The 21,438-nt window shown below is 36.5% G+C and carries 15 protein-coding genes and 1 tRNA gene; 9 read left to right on the top strand and 7 right to left on the bottom strand.

Features of this window, described 5'->3' with window-relative positions:
• The first annotated feature begins 28 nt into the window (after positions 1–28).
• The gene (locus JKP34_RS10705; protein WP_201920893.1) at positions 29–850 is read left to right on the top strand and encodes an alpha/beta fold hydrolase; all 822 of its coding nucleotides are present in this window, start codon (positions 29–31) and stop codon (positions 848–850) included.
• Positions 851–853: 3 nt separating this feature from the next.
• On the opposite strand, the gene JKP34_RS10700 is transcribed toward JKP34_RS10705, so the two are convergent.
• Positions 854–5,719, bottom strand: coding sequence for a BspA family leucine-rich repeat surface protein (locus tag JKP34_RS10700; RefSeq protein ID WP_201920890.1), 4,866 nt, complete (start codon positions 5,717–5,719; stop codon positions 854–856).
• A 308-nt stretch (positions 5,720–6,027) separates the two neighbouring features.
• Between JKP34_RS10700 and purL the strand changes: the two genes are divergently transcribed.
• The 8 genes from purL (at position 6,028) to JKP34_RS10660 (ending at position 14,990) form a co-directional block, all read left to right on the top strand.
• Positions 6,028–9,717: a phosphoribosylformylglycinamidine synthase gene (purL, locus tag JKP34_RS10695; RefSeq protein ID WP_201920888.1), complete on the top strand. Its 3,690-nt coding sequence runs from the start codon at positions 6,028–6,030 to the stop codon at positions 9,715–9,717.
• Positions 9,718–9,842: 125 nt separating this feature from the next.
• Positions 9,843–10,394, top strand: a complete 552-nt coding sequence (locus JKP34_RS10690; protein WP_201920885.1) for a DUF4136 domain-containing protein — start codon at positions 9,843–9,845, stop codon at positions 10,392–10,394.
• Positions 10,395–10,486: 92 nt separating this feature from the next.
• Positions 10,487–10,559 (top strand) — tRNA-Gln (locus tag JKP34_RS10685).
• 76 nt (positions 10,560–10,635) lie between these two features.
• On the top strand, positions 10,636–11,562 hold the full coding sequence (locus tag JKP34_RS10680; protein WP_201920882.1) for a ribose-phosphate pyrophosphokinase: 927 nt from the start codon (positions 10,636–10,638) through the stop codon (positions 11,560–11,562).
• A 24-nt stretch (positions 11,563–11,586) separates the two neighbouring features.
• The gene (locus tag JKP34_RS10675; protein WP_201920880.1) at positions 11,587–12,222 is read left to right on the top strand and encodes a 50S ribosomal protein L25/general stress protein Ctc; all 636 of its coding nucleotides are present in this window, start codon (positions 11,587–11,589) and stop codon (positions 12,220–12,222) included.
• Between the two features lie 90 nt (positions 12,223–12,312).
• Positions 12,313–13,227, top strand: coding sequence for a glutaminase (locus JKP34_RS10670; RefSeq protein ID WP_201920877.1), 915 nt, complete (start codon positions 12,313–12,315; stop codon positions 13,225–13,227).
• 2 nt (positions 13,228–13,229) lie between these two features.
• Positions 13,230–13,961, top strand: a complete 732-nt coding sequence (gene rluF, locus JKP34_RS10665) for a 23S rRNA pseudouridine(2604) synthase RluF (protein ID WP_201920874.1) — start codon at positions 13,230–13,232, stop codon at positions 13,959–13,961.
• A gap of 30 nt (positions 13,962–13,991) precedes the next feature.
• Positions 13,992–14,990, top strand: a complete 999-nt coding sequence (locus tag JKP34_RS10660) for a DNA topoisomerase IB (RefSeq protein ID WP_201920871.1) — start codon at positions 13,992–13,994, stop codon at positions 14,988–14,990.
• Here JKP34_RS10660 and JKP34_RS10655 read toward each other — a convergent pair.
• The 6 genes from JKP34_RS10655 to JKP34_RS10630 all read right to left on the bottom strand — a co-directional run bounded on the left by JKP34_RS10655 (position 14,987) and on the right by JKP34_RS10630 (position 21,438).
• Positions 14,987–16,054 carry an MraY family glycosyltransferase gene (locus JKP34_RS10655; RefSeq protein ID WP_201920868.1) on the bottom strand — a complete coding sequence of 356 codons (1,068 nt, stop codon included), beginning with the start codon at positions 16,052–16,054 and terminating at the stop codon, positions 14,987–14,989. The two genes, JKP34_RS10660 and JKP34_RS10655, sit on opposite strands and share 4 nt — an antisense overlap.
• A 10-nt stretch (positions 16,055–16,064) precedes the next feature.
• The gene (locus JKP34_RS10650; protein WP_236664961.1) at positions 16,065–17,273 is read right to left on the bottom strand and encodes a DUF1972 domain-containing protein; all 1,209 of its coding nucleotides are present in this window, start codon (positions 17,271–17,273) and stop codon (positions 16,065–16,067) included.
• A 4-nt stretch (positions 17,274–17,277) separates the two neighbouring features.
• Positions 17,278–18,312 carry a UDP-glucose 4-epimerase GalE gene (gene galE, locus JKP34_RS10645; protein WP_201920865.1) on the bottom strand — a complete coding sequence of 345 codons (1,035 nt, stop codon included), beginning with the start codon at positions 18,310–18,312 and terminating at the stop codon, positions 17,278–17,280.
• 132 nt (positions 18,313–18,444) lie between these two features.
• Positions 18,445–19,518, bottom strand: a complete 1,074-nt coding sequence (locus JKP34_RS10640; protein WP_201920862.1) for a glycosyltransferase family 4 protein — start codon at positions 19,516–19,518, stop codon at positions 18,445–18,447.
• Complete coding sequence (locus JKP34_RS10635) at positions 19,515–20,741, bottom strand: glycosyltransferase family 4 protein (RefSeq protein ID WP_201920859.1); 1,227 nt, start codon at positions 20,739–20,741, stop codon at positions 19,515–19,517. The genes JKP34_RS10640 and JKP34_RS10635 overlap by 4 nt, the downstream gene beginning before the upstream one ends.
• A 4-nt stretch (positions 20,742–20,745) precedes the next feature.
• Complete coding sequence (locus JKP34_RS10630) at positions 20,746–21,438, bottom strand: acyltransferase (protein ID WP_201920856.1); 693 nt, start codon at positions 21,436–21,438, stop codon at positions 20,746–20,748.

The raw sequence follows: 21,438 nt of genomic DNA, 5'->3' as shown, positions 1-21,438 counted from the left end.
ATTAATCTTAAAATCTTAATTTTAGATAATGGAAAAGCACAGAATAAAATTTGGATCGGGTGAATTGTTTTATCGGATTTACGGAGAAGGTAGAACAGTATTACTTGCTTTTCATGGCTTCGGACAATCTGCAGAATATTTTAAATATTTTAGTGAGCAGTTATCTACTATTTACACAGTTTATACATTTGATCTTTTCTTCCACGGTGAAAGTGAATGGACAGATGATACTAAGCCACTCAGTAAACTTCAGTTCAAGAGCTTTATCGATATGCTCAGAGCCGAACATCAAATTACAAACTTCGCAGTATGTGGCTACAGCATGGGAGGCAAATTTGCATTAACATGTCTTGAAATGTTTCCTGAAAATATTAAGCAACTATTGTTAATTGCCCCCGATGGAATAAAAACATCATTTTGGTACAGCCTGGCTACATATCCCCAGTTCTTTAGGAACATCTTTAAAAAAACAATTAAAGAACCCTCTACATTCCACCGCATTACGCGCTGGGCTAATCGTTTAGGACTCGTAGACAAAAGCATTCTAAAATTTGCCAGCAGCCAAATGAATACAGAAGAAAACCGCAGAAGGGTTTATATGAGTTGGGTCATCTTTAGAAATTTACAATTTAACCTTAAACAGGTTGCCGAAATTTTAAATGAGCAAGATATACCAACTATGATGATTACAGGCAGTTATGATAAAATAATTACATCTGAAAATATGATGCGTTTATTAAAACATGTTGATGACTACCAAAACATAGTGCTTGAAACAGGCCATAATAAACTTATTTCAGAAAGTGCTGATTTTTTAGCGCGCAACAAAAAAGAATTAAAATTCAAGTAACTACTAACGCTGTAATACAAAAAATCCTTTTACCGTTTCACTTCCTGATAAATCAATCACATAGTAATAAGTTCCCGAATCTAATTGGTCACCTTTAGAAGAAATCCCTTTGAAGTTATTGTCAAGATTATCATAATCATTGACAGCATATACCTGCTGCCCCCATCTATTGTAAATAACCACTGAATTACTTTCGTAAAACTCTATATTCTGAACTTTTAAATAATCATGCTTGCCATCATTTAAAGGAGTCACCACATTAAAAACCTCAACTTTAGGAGCTTTTTCTATGCCTCTAGCACTGAGATTAATTACAAAATCAGTAGTATTTTCACTTACAATGGTAAGTGTTGCTGATTGCTCTCCTAAAGAGGTAGGCATAAACTCTATTGCGATATTGGCACTTTCTCCAGGAGGTATTGGTGCAGGTAACTCATCTCTAACGGAGAAATCATTATTATCTATTTGAATAGCTAATATAGTTAAAGGTATTGTACCAGAATTATTGATTTGTAAATCTCTCGCATCAAAATCTCCCAGTAATACTTCATCAAAAACTACCGTGCTTCCGTTGGCTATTGCCGAGTCGCCAATCACAACCCCTATTGAAATCGCTTCCACGGTTATTTCAATTTCTACTTCTGGGCTGTTTTCTTCACCATCGTTCACCACTATAGGTACTGTCAATAATCCCGTATAATCCGTTGCCGGTGTAATGGTATTTTGACTGATGCTGTAATTTTCACCAGGCAAAACATTAAGTGAAAAGCCATTCGGAAAATCACTGTCGATATCTGAAACAACTAAATCATCCAGATTTAAGGTAATTGATGTGTTTTGTGGAGTAGATAAAGCTACCTGACCTGTAATAACTGGTGCATCATTCACTGCCTCTACAGTTACGTTAAAGCTGGTAGTGGCGAATGTACCGTCTGGTTCTGTTACTTGAATAGTGAGCTGTGCTATGCCACTTGAATCTGGTAAAGGGGTAATTTCAATACTTCTATTGGTATCTGTGCCAGATAACTCAATATCATTATTAATAATTACTGAAGGATTATCACTACTAGCAGTTATGGTTAAATCAGCCAAATTACTCTCAGTATCATTTACCGTGAAATTTAAGATGCCTGATGATTCATCTTCATTAATAGTTATATCATTAATTGAACTTATTATAGGTGGTGTGTTGACAGCTGCTATAACCTCTGCACTTATTGGGAAGGAAAAATCCGCATTAACTAGATCATTTGAAAGAATTTTTACTGTATCAGTATAAATACCTTCTGTCGTTTCACTTAAACTTATTTCGAATACCACACCAGAAGTGTTTCCAGCTGTCACGGTTAGTGGTAAAGAAGTGATAAGTGCATAATTTCCTTCAGAAAAAGTAATATCACTGATCACTAAATCTGTATTGCCAGCATTCTGTATGTTAAAGGATTGGGTAAGATTATCTCCTTCACTTATCGTTCCTAAATCTATAGCTGTTGTTTGTCCATTCGTAATCTCAGTGTCGGTTGAAGCACCCAGGTATACTAAAATTTCAGGCGCTGGAGATGGAATAATTTCTACGAATATAGGAAAGGTGAAATCTTGCTCATCAGAATCATTATTAACAATAGTAACGGTATCAGAGTAAACACCCACAACTGTTTCACTAAGTTCAATATCGAATTGCATGCCAGCTGCATTACTACTATTTACTGTTATTGGCAAGGCTGTTAATACTGAAAAAGTACCTTCTGATAAGAAAATATCATCAATAACTAAATCAGCATCTCCTGCATTCTGAATATTAAAGCTTTGGGTAAAATTATCTCCTTCAATCACCTGACCCAAATTGATAACATTTGTTTGTTCATCAAATATTTCACCCCCAGTTGAGCTATCAAAATAGACTTCAATTTCCGGCTCAGGCAAACTCACAATTTCAGCTGTAATTGGAAATGAGAAATTTGTATCATCAGGATCGTTACTTGTAATAGTAATGGTATCATTAAAAAAACCTAGTGATGACTGATTTAGTGCTATTTCGAAAATTACTTCTACAGAACCATCGACCACAGTGATGATAGGTAAACTGCTCAGCAAAGCGAAATTATCTTCGGAAAAAGTAATATCACTCACCACTAAATCAGCATTGCCACTGTTCTGAAGATTAAAAGTCTGGGTAAGGTTATCACCTTGAAATATGGTGCCTAAATCAATAGCTGTGGTCTGGTTATTAATTATTTCAGGACCAGAAGAAGAACCTAGGAATACCGCTATTTCTGCAGATGGAGGAGGCACTATTTCACCTGTTAATGTAAAAGTAAATGTTCCTTCATTTGTATCATCATTTAGAATGGTGATAGTTTCAGTGTAGGTTCCCACTGTTGAACTTCTGAAATTTACTTCGAAAGCTACCGAATCAGCTATATTGACAAATGAAGGTGCAGTTGATACTAAACTAAAAGCTGAACCAGAAAAACTAATATCATTAATGCTCAAATCCTCATTACCAATATTTGCTATGATAAATTGCAATATGTTATCAGTATCAGCTTCGGTTGCGCCAAAATCAATAGCATCGGTTTGACCTGAGAGTATTTGTGTACTGTCCGCCCCTTCAAGCAATACTATTTCGGGCTCAGGATTAAGCGTAACTACCACCGTTACTGGAAAGGTAAAGCTCGCTTCATCAGCATCGTCACTTTCAATAGTAACTGTTTCGGTAAATGTGCCATCAGTTGATGAGAATTGATCAATAGTGAAAGTTTCAACTGCTCCAGAAGATATTAATGTACTCGGTAAAGAACTAATAGAAAAGGCCGTTCCTGTAACACTTATATTGCTAATAGTGAGATCAACTCCACCTTGATTTTCAATAGCAAATGTTCTTGTGATGGTAGATCCTGCTACCTGATTTCCAAAATCAATGGCTGCCGTTTGCGCATCGAATATTTCTGGGTCAGAATTAGACGCCCCATCATAAACCGCTATTTCAGCGGCAGGACAGTTAATTCCTGCATCATTGATAGTCCAAGAATAAGTAGATATAATATTATTTCTGGCTGTTTCGGCTGTGCAATAAGATAAGCCCTCTGCACTAAAAGATAAACCAGACGGCAAAGATGGCAACCCATTCCATCCTATTAATGTACTATCATAATTTTCGACTGATAAGCCCGAATCATCTAACATATTTGAAAGATTTATGGCATTAGAAACATCCCAATCACCTAGCTGATAATTAAAAGCTGTTGCTCCTCTAAACGTTCTGAAGGCGAACTGTAAGCTTGCGGTATTCCAGTCGCTTATATCCTGGTTAAAAGTAGTGGCACGCGTAAACATATCACCCATATTAACAACATTCTCAACATTCCATTCACTGATGTCTTGATTAAAGGCATCAGCTGAATTAAACATACCACTCATATTTGTTACGTTACTAACATCCCACTCACCAATATCTCTGTTAAATACATCATTTAAACTAAACATACTTCGCATAGTAGTTACGCTTACGGGAGTCCAAGCAGATATATCACCATTAAAGCCTGAGGATGCAAACATGAAAGACATATCTGTAACATTACTAACATCCCAACTATTTAATTCTTGATTAAAACTGGTGTTCTGAAACATATTTCCCATGTCCGTCACATTGCTTACATTCCAACTGTCTAAAGGTTGATTAAAAAGATTGGCATCCCTGAACATCGAGGACATATCTGTAACATTTTCTACATTCCAAGAATCTAAAGGACTATTAAAAACACGAGCACTATTAAACATAGAGCTCATATTGGTCACCGAAATAGTTTCCCAGGCATCAATATTCTGATTAAATTCATTGGTGATATTGAACATACCCGACATATTGGTAACCTTGCTGACATCCCAGTTATCGAGGGGTTGATTGAAAACCAAGGCAAAGTTGAACATCTGAGACATGTTTGTAACCTCTCCTACTTCCCAGTTATTAATATTCTGGTTGAACTCAACTGCGGATGCAAACATGCGGTACATATCAGTAACTTTGCTTACATCCCAACCATCAAGTGCTTGATTGAATGATTGTGCAAAATCAAACATTTGACGCATATCGGTAACATTACTTGTATTCCATCCACCAATAGGCTGATCGAAATCACTAGCTACCCTAAACATGAGCCTCATAGAAGTAACACTCTCTGGTTGCCAGGTTGATATATCTCCGTTGAAATCAGAAGCATTCTGAAACATAGATTGCATGGTTGTAACTTTCCGAACATCCCATGAAGCTAAAGGCTGATTGAATACTGAAGCATTCTGAAACATGGACTGCATATTTTCTACATTGCTCACATCCCAGCTATCTAATGGCTGATCAAATGAAGATGCACCACTAAAAAGGAAACTCATATCTGTTACATTGCTAGTATTCCATCCTGCTAAAGACTGATTTAAAGAAGATGCTCCTCTGAACATACCGCTCATATCTGTTACACCAGTTAAATTAGGCATATCAGGAGCATTTATGACCAAATTAGAACAACCCCTAAAGGCATTTGCCATGGAAGTCCATACCTGGCTTCCCCATTGTTCAATACTTAGTATCTGGTTCCTACTAACGCCAGCATTGAAATATATTCTGGGAAACTGCCCTGTAATGGTGACAGTATAAGTACCAGCAACTGCATATGTATGCGAAATATTGCCACTTAAATTAATGTCATCATCGCCATCTCCCCAATCTACATTATAATCATATCCTGTGCCTGTTGTCGGAATGGTTATCTGGTCGCCATCATTGTCAACTTGCCAAGTGGTTACAAAGGCTTGGGTAAAGGCATTAGTACTAAATAAGACGGTGATGACTAGCTGGAATAAAAGAAATCGCATAAAACAGTTAAATTATATAACAATTATACGATTAATTTTAATAATACTGTGATTTTATTGAACAAATTTCCACCTAAACCATTCATTTTCTGAACAATAGAATTTCAGTAGTAATAAAATGAATACTGCATAATCAAATTCGCTTTAAATAATGAAATCTAATAAAGGGTTACACACTAATCAGTAAATTATAAATGGGTTAATAATTTTATCCATCTTAAAATAAGAGACAAGAAATGTATGCCCAAGATTTATAAGTTTTTCTAACTTTGCTACTTCATTAAAGCACAACTCTAAAACATTAATATATGCTCACCTTCTTTATTGGTAAATCTCAGCAGTTATTTGCAGTAGACCATCAAAATAATTTTGATAAGGAAGCACTCGAAAAACTCAAATGGCTGTTTGACACCGACCAATTGGCGCAGGAATCGGATCTGAAAGGTAACTTCGTAGGACCAAGAAAAGAGTTAGTAACACCTTGGAGCACAAATGCTGTTGAAATTACCCAAACCATGGGGATTAATAAAATCAACAGAATAGAAGAATTCTTTCCTGAGGAGCAAGTAGCAGCATCTTTTGACCCTATGCTACAGGCAAAATATGTTGGTTTGAATGAAGAAATATTTCAAGTAAATAAAGTACCAGATAAGGTTTTAGAGATTGATGATATATCAACCTACAATGAGCAAGAAGGATTGGCGCTTAGTAATGAAGAAATTGAGTACTTAAAAGGTGTTAGTGAGCAATTGGGCAGAAAGCTTACTGACAGTGAAGTTTTCGGATTTTCACAGGTAAACTCTGAGCATTGCAGGCACAAAATATTTAATGGAACATTCGTGGTAGATGGTAAGGAAATGCCTTCTACCCTATTTCAACTTATAAAAAAGACCTCTAAAGAAAATCCCAATCGAATCATCTCGGCTTATAAAGATAATGTTGCTTATTTAGATGGCCCAAGCATTGAACAGTTTGCACCCGAGCAGCAAGATAAAGCAAGCTATTTTACCAAGCGTAAAATTAATAGTACAATTTCGCTAAAAGCGGAAACTCATAACTTCCCTACTACGGTTGAACCTTTTTATGGAGCAGCAACAGGTTCTGGTGGTGAAATACGAGATAGAATGGCTGGTGGAAAAGCTGGTATTCCTTTGGCGGGCACTGCTGTTTATATGACAAGCTACTCTCGCCTAAAGAATGACAGAAACTGGGAACAGCAAATTAAAGAAAGACCATGGCTTTATCAGACACCAATGGATATCCTTATAAAGGCCTCGAATGGTGCTTCTGATTTTGGAAATAAGTTTGGCCAGCCTTTGATTGCAGGTTCTGTCCTCACTTTTGAACATAACTATAAGGATAAAAAATATGGTTACGATAAGGTAATTATGCAAGCCGGAGGTATTGGCTATGGCGTAAAAGAAGAAGCCCAAAAAGACACACCTGAAAAGGGCGACAAAATTGTAGTTATGGGTGGCGATAATTACCGCATTGGAATGGGCGGTAGTGCTGTTAGTTCAGTAGACACAGGTGAGTTAAGTAATGAGCTCGAGCTAAATGCTGTTCAAAGAGCTAATCCTGAAATGCAAAAGCGTGTAGCTAATGTGATTAGAGCCATGGCGGAGTTAGGCAACAACCCTATTGTTTCTATTCATGACCACGGAGCAGGTGGTCACTTAAACTGTCTTTCTGAATTAGTTGAAGATACGGGTGGAAAAATTGATTTACAGAAGCTTCCGGTAGGTGATTCAACTTTATCGGCAAAAGAAATTATCGGCAATGAGTCACAAGAACGCATGGGGCTTGTCATTAAGGAGAAAGATGTTCCATTATTGAAAAAAATGAGCAAGCGCGAGCGAGCTCCTTTTTATGTAGTTGGTGAAATAACTGGAGACCATCACTTTAGTTTCGTTAATGCTCCTGAAAAGAAGAACCCGGTCGATTGGCCATTAACCGCTATGTTCGGCAACTCGCCCAAAACCATCCTTGAAGATAAAAAGCAAAATACTCAGTTCAGCGATATAATATATGAAGCTTCGGAAATTGAGGCCTATGTAAAAGATATTCTAAAATTAGAGGCAGTTGCTTGTAAAGACTGGTTAACCAATAAAGTAGATAGATGTGTTACCGGTAAAGTGGCTAAACAGCAAACTACGGGTGAAATACAGCTCCCATTAAATAATGTTGCTGTAATGGCGCTTGACTTTAATGGCAAGAAGGGCATTGCTACTTCTATTGGGCATGCACCAGTGAGTGCATTGATTAAACCGAAATCCGGATCGCAGTTATCCATAGCTGAAGCATTAACCAATTTAGTCTGGGCTCCTATTGAGCAAGGCTTGAAGGGCGTTTCATTAAGTGCCAACTGGATGTGGCCGGCAAAAAACGAGGGTGAGAATTCAAGATTATATGATGCAGTTGAAGCTGTAAGCGATTTTGCAATTGAGTTAGGCATAAATATCCCAACTGGAAAGGATTCCCTTTCAATGGTTCAAAAATACCCTGATGGTGAAAAGGTATTCGCCCCTGGTACAGTTATTATTTCTGCTGCCGGAGAAGCTAAGGATATAAGAAAAGTATTAGAGCCAACGCTCAAACCGGAAATGGCCAGCCAGCTAATCTATATCAATATGGCTAAAGATTCATTCGAATTGGGTGGTTCTTCATTTGCTCAAACCAGAAATCAATTAGGAAATACTGCTCCGGAAATCAAGGATGTCAAGCATTTTGCCAAAGCTTTTGAAACTGTTCAACAATTAATAGAAGAAGGAAAAATCTTAGCAGGTCACGATATAGGTTCAGGCGGATTAATCACCTCTTTACTGGAAATGTGCTTCCCAACTAAAGAACTAGGTCTTAATATTGATCTTTCAGGATTAGATGAAAAAGATATCGTTAAGGTGCTTTTTAGTGAGCAGCCTGCTCTCCTACTTCAAGTTGCTGATAATTCTGTTATCGAAACTTTGAAAGCTCATGACATTGAACATCATATTATTGGACATATAAACGAAGAAGGGGCTGTTAACATCTCCAATTCAAATCTATCGTTTGATGTCTCTTCATATAGAGATTTATGGTTTGAAACTTCTTATTTGTTAGATCAAAAGCAAAGTGGTGAGAAACTAGCTAAAGAGCGTTTCGATAATTACAAAGCACAGTCGTTAAATTATCGCTTCCCTGATCATTTTAATGGAACCTTCGAATCTTTAGGGCTTGATCCAAAAAGAAATACACCTTCAGGTGTTAAAGCGGCTATTATCCGCGAGAAGGGTGTTAACAGCGACCGTGAAATGGCTTATATGATGCATATGGTCGGTTTTGATGTGAAAGACATCCACATGACAGACCTTATGAGTGGTGAGGAAGATTTGACAGATGTTAACTTTATAGTTTTCACAGGAGGCTTTTCTAATTCAGATGTATTGGGCTCTGCCAAAGGCTGGGCAGGAGCATTTAAATATAACGAGAATGCCAAAAATGCCTTAGATAACTTTTATGCAAGAGAAGACACCCTAAGCATGGGCGTTTGTAATGGCTGTCAATTAATGGTCGCTTTAGACCTGCTTTATCCTGATAAACCAAGCGCTATCAAAATGGAACATAATGATTCACATAAATTTGAATGTGGATTTGTTAACCTGGAAATACCTGAGAATAATTCTATCATGCTCAATAGCTTGTCAAAAAGTAGATTAGGCATATGGTTAGCTCATGGAGAAGGAAAGTTTAGCATTCAAGGCAAAGAAAGGGATTTCAACATTGTGGCACGTTACGGTTATGAACAATATCCTGCTAATCCAAACGGTTCTGATTTCAATGCAGCTGCGATCTGTACTAAAGATGGCCGTCATCTGGCAATTATGCCGCATTTGGAAAGAAGCATTTTTCCGTGGAACTGGGCACATTATCCAGCAGAAAGAAAAGCAGATGAGTTTTCTCCTTGGGTGGAGGCCTTAGTAAATGCTTTTAATTGGGTCAAACTAAACAAACCTCTATAAAGTAAACTAGAAGACTTTCTGCCAAGTTATTTAATAACTTCAAAACAGAATTAGATGTAAGTAGTTGGATTACAGCACATATATAATTAATATTAGAAATCATTGTAATCTAACACTTAAATGTTATGAAAAAATTCTACTTAATTCTTACTGTTGTTGTTAGCCTTTCATTAACATCATGCTTTTCATTTAGGGAATATCCTGTAGAATATGATTATAACTATTTAGGAGATTTTAAGAATTACCCAACATTCTCTTTTATTTCTAAAAATCAGGATGACCTTGGTTTGTCGAAAGAAATTGTTGAAGCTACAGTAAAAAATTATATGGAAGTTTTGGGGTATAAATATGACGATGATAATCCAACTTTTAGAATTAATTACTTTTACATGTCTGATACGCTTTCCTATAAGGGATATGAACAACCAGAAATGCTAAGCTTTGTGAAAATCAGGGATGATAAAGATAAAAAGAAAGAGGAATACAAAGAGAAAAAACATTCTATGAATTCTGGAACTTTTGTGATTTCCTTTATTGAGCAGGAAAACTATAGCATGATATGGCAAGGTTATACAACAGATTTGTATAAAGAAGATATTCAATCTGACCCTCGTAAAACAAGAGTAGCTGTTCTTAGCATCCTAAAAAATTACGTTTACCTGCCTGACCTAAATTAATTTCATTTTTTACAGTTTTTTTTAGGCCATCTGTTTGCTTAAAATAAATTCGTTTTTACCTTTGTATTCCCTTTGCAAGAGGGGGTTAAAATTGCCCGATGGTGTAACTGGCAACACGTCTGGTTTTGGTCCAGAAGAGTCTAGGTTCGAGCCCTAGTCGGGCAACAAAATCCCGCTCCAGTTTCGGTTTTTATCGTGACGGGATCGGGATTATTTATTTAAAGCTAAACGTTAAGCAAACATGTCCTCAGTTAAAATATTCTCAGGATCAGCATCGAAATATCTTGCAGATAAGATAGCTTCAAGCTATGGAACTCCACTTGGTGATGTTGAACTTCAAAAGTTTAGTGATGGAGAATTATCTCCATATTATACAGAATCAATAAGAGGACATCATGTATTCTTAATCCAATCCACCTTCCCTCCTGCTGATAATCTCATGGAGTTACTCCTAATGATTGATGCAGCCAAAAGAGCAAGTGCTGAAAACGTAACAGTTGTAGTTCCTTATTTTGGATATGCTAGGCAAGATAGAAAAGATAAGCCAAGAGTGGCTATCGGTGCTAAAATGATTGCCAATATTTTGGAAGCGGCAGGAGTTGATAGAATTGTAACCTGCGACTTACATGCAGGGCAAATTCAAGGGTTTTTCAATATCCCCCTAGATCATCTTGATGCTTCAGCCATTTTTGTTCCTTATTTGAAAGAAAGCATTACCAAGGAAACGATTTTTGCCTCACCAGATGTGGGTGGAACTGCAAGAGCGAGAAGATACGCGAAGCATTTTAAAGTGGATATGGTAGTTTGTGACAAACATCGTCAAAAAGCCAATGAAGTTGCTGCTATGCAAGTAATTGGTGATGTAAAGGGAAAGGACGTTATTTTATTTGACGATTTAGTAGATACAGCCGGTACACTTTGCAAAGCTGCTGATGTATTAAAAGAAAAAGGAGCTAAATCTGTAAGAGCAGTTATAACGCACCCTGTACTTTCAGGAAAGGCGTATGAGAACATAGCAGGATCTACACTAGATGAGTTAATTACGACTGATACGCTTCCGTTAAGAGAAAAGTCTGACAAAATAAAAGTACTAACCGTGGCTGATATGTTTGCCAAAGCAATCAGAAAGATTCACGATCATGAATCTATCAGTTCACTATTTATATAAGTAACAATTTAACAATTATATATTATGAAAACAGTTGAGATTATAGGGTATAAAAGAGCAAATCTTGGCAAGAAAGAAGCAAAAAAGTTAAGAGCAGAAGCAATGGTTCCTGCTGTACTTTATGGTGGTGAAAAGCAAATTCACTTTTACGCACCAATGATTCTTTTCCGTCCACTAGTTTACACCTCAGATGCACACTTTGTAAAGTTAAACATCGAAGGTGATGAATACGAAGCAATTTTACAGGATGTATCATTTCACCCTGTAAGTGAAATCATATTACACGCTGACTTCTTAGAATTACACAGAGGAACAAACATTAAAATGGATATTCCTGTACACCTTACTGGTACGGCACCAGGCGTTACTAAGGGTGGTACTTTAATTCACAAAAGAAGAGCCTTAAGACTTAGAGCATTGCCTAAAGATATGCCAGAATATATCGAAGTAGATATTTCCGGACTTGACTTTGGTAAAGCAATTAAAGTTGAATCAGTAGAAATCGAAAATTGCCAGGTGTTAGATACACCACAAGCATCAATTGCTGTGGTTGAAATACCTAGAGCACTTAGAGGTAAACAAACTGATGATGAAGAAGGAGCTGAAGATGAAGAGGGAGCTGAAGGCGAAGAAGCACCAGCAGAAGGTGCAGCTGAATAAGCTAAACTCAAATTTAAGAATTAAATCCTGTGCAATATGTACAGGATTTTTTTTGTCCTTAAATTAGTAATCTCAACATAAAACCAACTAATGGATTACCAAGATATATTTGCAAGTGCGTGCAAGGAAATACAATCAAAAACTAGCCATGGAAAGGTAGCGGATTATATTCCTGAATTAGCAAAAGTAAATCCTGAGCAGTTTGGTGTTCATCTGGAAACTGTAACAAATAGCGGTTTTTCTTTTGGTGATGCCAGCACACCATTTTCAATTCAAAGTATTGCAAAAGTATTTTCTTTATCATTAGCCTACGAATTAGTTGGTGAAAGGATTTGGAAAAGAGTTGGCGTTGAACCATCAGGCACATCATTTAACTCTATTGTTCAATTAGAGCACGATGATGGAATTCCCAGAAATCCGATGCTAAATGCCGGTGCATTAGTAATCTCTGATATTTTAATTACCCAACTTGACAATCCAAAAAAGGAATTTCTTGAATTTGTACGGTTAATCTCAGGTAACGCTTCTATAGATTATTCAAGCAGAATTGCCTCATCCGAAAAAGAAATGTCTTATGTGAATAATGCCCTTATTAATGTAATGAAATACTTCAACAACATTAATAATGATATTGATGAAGTGATGGACTTTTACTTTCATCTTTGTTCCATTGAAATGGATTGTGAAGTACTCTCCAAGTCTTTTCTATTTTTGGCAAACAAGGGAAAACTTACCACTACAGGTGAAAAAATTATTAACCCAAGTAAAGCCAAAAGAATAAATGCTATTATGCAGCTATGCGGCTTTTATGACCAGGCCGGTGATTTCTCTTTCAAAATAGGACTACCCGGTAAAAGTGGAGTTGGTGGTGGCATTGCAGCAGTACTTCCGGGAGAATATACCATTGCGGTATGGAGCCCCAGATTGAACAAACAAGGTAATTCCGTGCGTGGCATTGACTTTCTTGAGCAGTTTACTACTATGACTAAACATTCAATATTTTAAAAGTGGCAGCAGAACTAACAAGGATTAATAAATACTTAAGTGAGGCTGGTTACTGTTCCAGAAGAGAGGCTGATAAACTCATTGAAATGGGATTAGTGACCATCAACGGCAAAATCCCAGAAATGGGTACCAAAATAGCTGAGGGAGATGTTGTTCGGGTTGATGGGAAGATTGTTTCTGCTAAAAATCAAAAGCAGATTTACCTGGCTTTCAACAAACCCAGAGGTATTGTTTGCACAACTGATACCAGGAGAGAAAAGGATAACATTGTTGATTACATCAATTATCCTGAAAGAATATTCCCCATTGGCCGATTGGATAAATATAGTGAAGGTCTGATTTTTATGACCAACGATGGTGACATTGTAAATAAAATCTTAAGAGCCAGAAATCATCACGAGAAAGAATATATAGTGACTTTGAATAAGCCGATCAAAGGTGATTTCATAAAGAAAATGGGCGATGGAGTTCCTATTTTAGAAACTGTCACAAAAAAGTGTTTTGTGGAGCAATTAGGTGATAAACAGTTCCGGATAATTCTTACTCAAGGTCTGAACAGACAAATCAGAAGGATGTGTGAACACTTTGATTACAAAGTAGCCCGACTGAAAAGAGTTAGAATCATGAATGTGCAGCTTGATATACCTTCAGGTAAATGGAGAGAACTAACGGCTTCAGAGCTTAAAGTAATACACAAAATGACTGAAGACTCTAGCAAAACTTATAATCCATAAACATTTTATACCGATTCAGGTATATAATACATGCCTGAAAAAAAACCGAATTTAGTCTACGTAACAGATGAAGAACCTGGTTATACAAGGATTAAACGTGGAGATTCATTTGTATATATAGATGAAAAAGAGTTAGAACTTTCTGAAGAAGAAACTCTTAAGCGTATTCAAAATTTAGTCATCCCCCCTATTTGGAAAGATGTTTGGATTTGCAAAAAAGAAAACGGCCATTTACAAAGTACAGGCCGAGATCTAAAAAACAGGAAACAATACATCTATCACCCTGACTGGACTGCCTATAACCAGCACAATAAATTTAGTAAGCTCGCTGAGTTTGGCAAAAGTCTTGGTCCTCTAAGAAATCAAATTGAGAAAGATCTTGCCTCAACAGAATGGAACAAGGCTAAAGTTGTTGCGCTAATCGTACATCTGTTGGATGAGTATTATCTAAGAATTGGCAACCAGTACTATACTGAAAACAATGAATCGTATGGCATTACCACACTTAGAAGAAAGCATATTGCAGACAGTGAAAAAAGCTTACGCTTAGAATATCAGGCCAAGAGCAATAAAATTAGAAAAGTAAATATTTCCAATAAAAGATTAGCCAAGCTGGTTCGTGAAATAAGTGATCTCCCTGGATATGAGATTTTCAGATACAAAGAGGGTTACAGAAATTGGCAAAATGTAGAAAGTGCTGATGTCAATGAATATATTGAGCAGCATATGGGTGAAGATTTTAGCGCCAAGGATTTCAGAACATGGGGTGGCACCAAGCTTACAATAGCTTTATACAATGATGCTGAACAAAAGTTAAAAGAGAACAAAAGGCTACAATTTGAACCAACATTAGTGAGGTTGGTGGCAAAGAAGCTGGGCAACAATTTAAGTACCTGTAGAGAGTATTATATTCATCCAGATGTGCTTAAAGCTGCCGAGCATCATGAATTACCTAAAAAGGCTTCACCTAAGTTCCAGAAAATGGAATTAGATGAAGCTGAAAAAATAGTACTTACAATTCTGGACTAAAACTTTTTAATCTTTTCAGTCCATTCCTTTATATAAGCGTTATACCTCAGTAAGGCGATTAGTGTTATAAAGCATCCTAAAAGGATAAAAATAGTCCAATTAATATCAAATCTATCGCCAGAGAATACAACTATTAATATAAACAGAACAGCCGTTGAAACTATGTATATAGTACTTTTTAGAGGGCTATATCCTCCTGCCAGAAACAAATGATGTAAATGATTTCTATCCGCTTTAAATGGGCTTCCTCCTTTATTGATCCTTAGCAGATAAACTCTAAGCGAGTCCATAATTGGGATAAACAATATGCAAAGAAGGATTGCAATATTATTAAGTGACTTCTCATCTATAGCTATGACTCCCATTAAGTGAATCCCTGAAAGTATAATTAAGTAGCCAAGAAAAAGTGAACCGGCATCACCCATGAAAATCTTGTACTTTTTACCTGTATTAAAAACTAAAAAGACTACGATTGCCGGTATAAATGATAGCAGTACCAGAAACAGAAAATTAGCTCCCGCTGTATAAGCCAATGCAGCTAATATAGCTATTGAAAACAAAGCGAAACTTCCTGCTAGTCCATCTATACCATCCATTAAATTGAAGGCATTTACAAAACCGACTATCGCCAAAAGAGAAATTACATATTGTAAAGGATAACTTAATTCATGAATACCAAGAATCCCGAAAAATGAAGTGATCATAAAACCATTATTAATGGCCAGGTGTGCTAATACTAATTGTATAAATAATTTAATAGTAGCTCTGATATCAAATCGGTCATCTAAAACGCCCATCATCGTCAATAACCCTCCAGAAATAAATATCACTTTTAAAAAAGAGAAGTCTCTTAGTACATCTTCCATTAATAGCTGTGTAATAAGCACAGAAAGAAAAATTAATATGCCTCCTATTAAAGGCACAGTGCCTTTATGCTGCTTTCGTGCATTGGGTTTATCAACCAGGCCTAGTCTGATAGCTACCTTTCTAGCAGGCTGGAAAAGTGCCAGAAAAATGACTGCCGGCATCATAATAGCGATTATTATATTTGTGTAGGTCAACATAGCTCGTGAATTATCTTTTTACGTAAAACTGATCCTGATTAAATAGGTGTGCAAGTTCATATTGCTCTAAATCACTCAGCGTAAGTGACGAAAGCTTGCCGCCAACAGCCTTTTTTACGGGTATCTGTAAAGCCTCAACAACAAGTAATTTATACTTTTCGGCAATGAGCTTCCAGTTGTATCTTCTATTAGCAATTTCAGCCATCTTACTACCAAGCTTAGGCAAATGTTGCATATCTAATTCCATAAGTGCTTTTACCAATTGATCAAGGTTATTAAAATAAATTGCTGAATCTTCTGTAGTCACTCGATTGTAAGAGACTCCATTAGCGATAATTGGCAAACCTAGAAACATGGCTTCCACAAGAGAAGGGTTGGTTCCTCCTGCTGAATGTCCGTGGATATATAACGAAGCATTTCCTCTAATCAGATCTAGTTTTTTCTGATCATATATAGGGTCTAAAATGGTAATATTTTTTACATCCCGATATTTAGCCTTAAGTTCTCGACCATATTCGCTGTTATCCCAATTGCCTATAAAGACCAACGACATGTCTTGAAAAACTGAAAAAGCTTCAAGAACTGTATGCACATGATTTTCAGGTTCAATTCGGCATACCTTAACTGCATAATCATCTAATAAAAATGGATAATCATATTCATCTTCAATAGTAGGATTCACTTTTAAAACATGATCGGCTCCATATTCAATTATTCTGCTTAATGAATTATAACGCTGTGCGGTATAATCCTGAATGGCTTCATTGTCTGAAATATCGATGTGTGAAAATTTAACGGCTAAACTCTCAGCCCAAAATAAGTACCACTTAGCAAGAGTATTCCACTTATCTCGTTTCCATTCAATTCCATCAATTGATATGATGATACGCTTCTTGGTGAAAAGTTTCACGAAAGGTAATAACCAGGCTCCGGCAACTCCTAAAATAAGTAATACATCACTTTTGAATACTGAATGCACGATAGACAAACTATCATAAATGATACTTTGTATGCCGTTTGCATTAAAGGGTAAATAAGTAAGTTTAGCGCCTTTATAGTGCGACTTTCTTTCTTCCTTGCTGTACTTTTTACCCGAACAATATACGTTGATGTCGTATTCATCAGAAAGTTTAGTAACCAGGTGCTCAGTAAGAGTTTCAAAGCCTCCATAATTAGCCGGAAGCCCAACTGTTCCTATAATTGAAATTCTAGTTTTCATGATCTTAAAATACTTTTTGTGATAATAAATTTTGTTGCCAATTCCAGCTATGCGCTATTGCATCTTCCATAGAATACTGACTACTCCAGTTGAGTTTGTTGTTAATTTTTGTGGTATCTGCATAAATCTTCACAATATCTCCATCCCTCCTTTCGCCAAGCACATGTGGCACTTCAATATGATTGATAGCTTGAAATGAATTGATCAGCTCTAATACAGAGGTACCTCTACCAGTACCTACATTGAATACTTCCAAAGGCTCATCCATTTGTTTGGCATAATCTAACGACTTAATATGCGCGTCCGCTAAATCTAAAACATGAATAAAATCTCGTATGCAGCTTCCGTCTGGTGTGTCGTAATCGGTTCCGAAAACCTTAATGGGGCCAATCATTTCAGCAGCACTTTGGCAAACTAATGGCATCAGGTTTCTTGGTTTATTGATAGGCAATTCACCTATCAGCCCACTTGGATGTGCACCAACCGGATTGAAATATCTTAAGATGATTGGTTTGATGATATTATCTTCAGACTTAACCAAAAATTTTAAGAAATCCTCCCCTACTTGTTTAGAATAACCGTAGGGTGTTTTGGCTTCCTGAAGTGGACTGTCTTCTGAAACCATAATAGAATCGGGCTCACCATATACAGTGCACGAGGAAGAAAAAACCAGTTTATCAACATTAAATTCATTCATTAATTCAGTTATGGTGACTAATGAGTTGATGTTGTTTTGAAAATATGCGGCTGGTTTGTTTATGGAGTCCTCAACAGATTTATAGGCAGCAAAGTGAATAACACCGTAAATGTGGTGCGTTTCAAATATCCTCTTCAATACTACCCTATTAGTACAGTCAACATTAAAAAATAGTGGCTTGATTAAACAAAGCTCGTTTAAATTCTCAATAACTGATTGATAACTGTTTCGGAAATCATCAACAACGATGGCTCTGAATCCAGCTTCACTAAGCTTGGTTACAGTATGTGAGCCAATATATCCTGCTCCTCCGGTTACTAGTATATTTTTAAGATGTTTCATAGTACTGGATTTAGTTTATTACCTTATACATCTACTATGAAAAAACGTACCTAATTTTTTAACAACTGATTACCAGATACTTATAATATTTTTGTTTGAAATTATTTCCAGAAATTGGAAATAAATCCATGATTAGCACTTTAATATGGCTAAGCTGGATTCAATAAATTGAGCCTCAGTAAACTGCATAAGTTTTAATTGCGCAGCAGCACTCATAGCATTATGTGTATAAGTATTACTCATAATGGCACTAAGTGCTTCACTTAATTGAATTCTTTTTCTACTGTCAACCTGATAACCATTCACAGCATCTTCTACCAACTCAGTAATACCTCCGATAGGTGGAATTATAGCAGGTAATCTGTAAGCCATACCTTCAATAATGGTTAGACCGAAGGTTTCAATCCAACCATCAGGTCGCGATAAGTTTAGGATAATATCTGCCCATTGATAGTGCGGATGTAAGTTTGTTTGCGTGGTATAGATTTCACAATTATTAGGTATAATAATATTTTTAAAGTAGTTCGATTTTTCAGTTTCAGATGCATTCAAGATCAACCTAAATTGGAAGTGATCATTCATTAGAGCCAATTCTACAAACTCTTTTACACCTTTGTAGTCCTTTAAAGAGCAAACCATAAGTACATTTCTCGGCTCCTGGTGCGAACGTTGGTTATTTGAGGCTTCTTTTAAGAAGTCATCAGGAATTGCATTATATAAAATGTGTTGCTCAACAGAATTGATAGGCTCCTCCGCTGCCAAATACTTAGATACATAAATTACTTTGGCAGCGCAAAGTTTAACCAAGGCAAACATTAATTTTTTAAATATTAATGGTTTTAGGCTGGTTTCATGTATATGATAAATTACTTTTGCACCTCTTAATTTACCTGCCAAGGCAGCGCCAAAAGGTAGTACGGTATTTACATATATAATATCCGATTTTTCTATCTTAAACACAAGCTTAAAAAAAAGAAGCATTTGGCTTATAAACAGAAAAACAAAGCGGATATAAGGATTAGATGCTAGTTTGTACCAATAATTAAATTTTTTGGCTCCGGGTATATCTGACAGAAAACCTTCTCTACCACCGCAGGTGTAAACCTCAACATCAAAATCATGAGCTAACCAACCTTTGATCAACTGCATTAACACTTTAGGGCTTCCGCTAAAGTCATTAAATAGGTGAGCAGCAATGATTCTCATGATACAACCTTTTGATAAACTTCTTTTAACTGCTTCCCTCTAATTTGCCAGTTGAAATGAGATTCAAACCTCTTTCTAGCATTAATCCTCATTTCTGCAAATGTTTCTTTATCAGTGTAAAGCTTTTTTAAACCTTTAGCTAGTTCAGTAACCGTATCATCATAATCCTGATGCTTAACTGCTATGCCACATTTATCATCAATAAATTCACCAGGTCCGGCATTGTCCAGACAAACTACAGGCACACCAAAGGATAATGCTTCAGCAACTACCATACCTGCCCCTTCATGAGAAGGAAACAAGAAAGCTGATGAAACTTTAAATTTCCTCATGAGGTCTACTCGGTCAATCCACTCAATAAATTGCACATTTTCTTCTATATTCAACTCCAGAACAAGTTCCTTATAGTTGCTAAGTTCAGGTCCGCACCCCACAATAGTGAGTTCAGTCATCTTCCTTTCTTCTGCATTTAATTGGTTAATGAAGCTGGCAAAAGCTTTAATGGTAAGATCAAATCCTTTTAATGCAACTAATCTACCGGCTGATATTACTGAGAACATTTCAGGCTTATAGTTGGAAATAAAACCAAAATCCTGCGTAGCAACTGAAGGCATTATCGATGATTTTTCCTTATCAAATTCGAGCACTTGATGCACTTCTGAATTCATACAAAATATGTGATCCGCCTTATTAATAGCTTTAGATAAATCTGTAGAGCTATTCCAAAAAAATTGCTTGATTCTCCAGGTAAGCAAATCCTTTAAATGCTGAAGACGGTTATAATCTTTAAGGTACTGCGTAGGTATTTTAGGATGATGACCAACTGGCCCCCATACAAAAGGCTTATTCAGTTTCCAGAGATAGCTGGGTGTCCAGTCATTATGAAAATTAAGGTTGTGAGCAATATCAAAAACAAATCCCTTCTTTTGAATGAAGCCAACAATTCCCCTTTGCCACATCCAATAATACAGCATAGCTCCTCTTCCACCTTTCTTCCAGAAACGCATCCAGTAAGGCAAATCAAAATATTCAAACTGAATATTGTCATAAAGCTTTGAAGGATTCTCCTTCATATACTGAGCTATTTTGGGTTCATTATTTTCACGAGTGACTGCAATCACTTTTTGGAATCTGGCGATTTGCAAAATCATATTCCATCCCATTCCATCTTCTGATCCTTTGTAAGGATTTACCGCATAGGCAGTAGCTAAAATTGTTTTCATTGGTTCAGTCTAATCGTGATTTTATTAATTTGGCAGGTACACCACCTATTATTGAGTTATCCGGAAATGACTTGTTCACCACAGCACCTGCGGCAATAATAGATCCTTCACCTATGGACACACCATCGAGTATGCTTACTTTACTGCCAATCCAGCAGTTGGCACCGATTTTAATTCCTTTGCGGCTAACACCCTGATGCCGTATTTCCTTTTCTAATGATTGATAATTATGATTCTCAGGATGACAACTTAAATATTGGCCTATAATACAGCCATCTCCAATTTCTAATCCTCCTGCTCCACCTAAATAGGCAAACTCACCTATACCAACATTATCACCTATTTTGATAAATTCACCGAGTTGATTGAGAGAAGTGGAAACCACCACTCTGCTGTGTGCACCAATTCCTACATTATTACCAATAAACACACCTTCTTTAGCAAGGGCACTGATATATACCTGATCGCCAAGCTTCATGAACTTACCAAAATGTATTTTTGATAAGTTGAAGAAACTCACCCTCTTACCAAGAAGTGCAAACTTTGGTGCTTTACCCCTAAGTAGCATTTTTAGTGAGCGCATCAAGCTCCAAAATTGCACCCATACAAATTCAACTATAGCCCCATTATTAAGCTGGCTGTCAAGTTTAAAATTTGGATTTCTTAACCTGATAATTTTTGTTAAAAGCCCTTTCAT

Source organism: Marivirga atlantica, from assembly GCF_016734805.1.
Lineage (GTDB): Bacteria > Bacteroidota > Bacteroidia > Cytophagales > Cyclobacteriaceae > Marivirga > Marivirga atlantica.
This window is presented reverse-complemented; position numbering and strand designations above follow the sequence as displayed.